The sequence below is a fragment of the Fusibacter sp. genome (assembly GCF_057447755.1).
This window is the reverse complement of the sequence record NZ_JBVBZF010000499.1, coordinates 1-1,753: the sequence shown is the minus strand read 5'-3', so window position 1 is coordinate 1,753 and position 1,753 is coordinate 1. Positions and strand designations below refer to the sequence as shown.

At 34.6% G+C, this 1,753-nt stretch carries 2 protein-coding genes and 1 pseudogene; all 3 read left to right on the top strand.

The features are described 5' to 3' along the window. Window positions 1-127: pseudogene (locus tag AC220I_RS22090) on the top strand (aminotransferase); the annotation flags it as partial. A gap of 62 nt (window positions 128-189) precedes the next feature. Continuing rightward, the gene (locus tag AC220I_RS22085; protein ID WP_486726027.1) at window positions 190-750 is read left to right on the top strand and encodes a helix-turn-helix domain-containing protein; all 561 of its coding nucleotides are present in this window, start codon (window positions 190-192) and stop codon (window positions 748-750) included. Continuing rightward, the gene (locus tag AC220I_RS22080; protein ID WP_486726028.1) at window positions 657-1,568 is read left to right on the top strand and encodes an IS3 family transposase; all 912 of its coding nucleotides are present in this window, start codon (window positions 657-659) and stop codon (window positions 1,566-1,568) included. Before AC220I_RS22085 ends, AC220I_RS22080 begins: the two co-directional genes overlap by 94 nt. Window positions 1,569-1,753 lie beyond the last annotated feature (185 nt).

The window sequence follows — 1,753 nt, the reverse complement described above, 5'->3', positions numbered from 1 at the left end:
AGGTGGGTCTTTCTTCCCAAATGGTGGTCACGAAAATACCATGAGAGTCAATTATTCAAATATGCCGGATGATAAGATCGTTGAAGGGATCATCCGATTAGGTGCTTTATTAAAAGAAGAACTTTAAGAATACCCCGTGATTGATATGTACCCCCTTTACTGGACAATAACTGTAAAGGGGGTTTTTACATGAAATATGATTTTGTTTTCAAATTAAACTGTGTCGAACTATATAAAGTTGGACATTGGCCGGAAACACCTGAAGGAATTAATCAAAAGAATTTCAGAAAACGCATTAGAACTTGGGTAAAGGTTGCAAATATTCACGGAACTGATGCTTTAAAGCATCCTTCGACATGTAAAGAACGTACAACTGTAGAACGCTATGGTCTAGTAGCACGTGTTTTAGCTGGTGAATCACAAAAAAGTGTGGCGACAAGTGCCGGAATAGATTCTGGTCTATTGTCTAAGTGGGTTGGAATATATAAAATAAAGGGATACGATGGTCTTGATTTAAGAAAAGGCCGGCACAGTAAGGAGCCCATTGTGAAAAAAGACAATACACCCCAGGAACTCACCCAGTCTGAAAGAGAAGAATTAATAAGATTAAGAGCTGAAGCTGAATATCTACGGACGGAGAATGAAGCAATAAAAAAATCAATAGCCTTGAGACAAGAAAAAGAGGCTGCGCAACTCAAGGCGAAAAAGCAGCAATCATCACAGAACTCAGAGAAAAAGGATATGCGCTAAAATATCTGTTGAAAGCAGTAGATCTATCAAAATCTACTTACTATTATGAGCTGAAACATATTAGTTTTGATAGCATAAAAAATCAAAACCTTATGGATGAAATCAAAAGGATCTTCGAGGATAATAAACATCGATATGGTGTTCGAAGAGTTTATCACGAATTATTAAATAGAGGTTATATCATTAATCATAAAAAAGTACAACGATTAATGCACAAGATGAAGTTAGTTGGAAAACGTCCAAAGGAAAAATACCGTTCATACAAAGGTGAAGTAGGAAGAATTGCTGCTAATCTTATAAATAGAGATTTCAGTACTACCGCTCCATTACAAAAATGGACAACTGATGTATCGCAGTTTAATTTATCATGGGGGAAATGCTATCTGTCGCCAATTTTAGATATGAATTCTAATGAAGTTATTTCATATGAGCTATCAAGAAGCCCAAATATGAAACAAATTTCTAGCATGCTTGAAAAGGCATTTTATAAATTTACAAATACAAATGGGATTGTTTTTCATTCTGATCAGGGGTGGCAATACCAACATGAATATTATCGAAATGAGCTAAAGAAACATGGAATTGTTCAGTCTATGTCTCGAAAAGGAAACTGTTATGATAATTGTATCATGGAGACTTTCTTTGGTAGACTCAAAACAGAAATGTTTTATGGACATGAAAAAGAGTTTGAATCTTTTGAAAAATTTACCAAAGCAATAAATGAATATATTGATTACTATAACAATAACAGAATCCAGTCAAAAACAAACTGGATGCCCCCTGTAATCTACAGGAAGACATCCAGAATTAGTGTTTAACTACTTAATTAGATAAAAATGTGTCCAGAAAACTGGGTACTTATCACAATTTGTGGGGGTTTTGTTTTAAAAGAAGTATTTGAACATTTCATCAATATGTTGCATGCCAATGATTGTGAAACCCTCTGGCCTTTGAATGCCTTCTAAATTACTCTTGGGAATAATGGCTTTTTTGAAGCCCATTT

Bases quoted from the DNA above. Each gene is read 5' to 3' on its own strand.
- AC220I_RS22085 (WP_486726027.1), top strand. From the start codon at position 190: ATGAAATATGATTTTGTTTTCAAATTAAACTGTGTCGAACTATATAAA.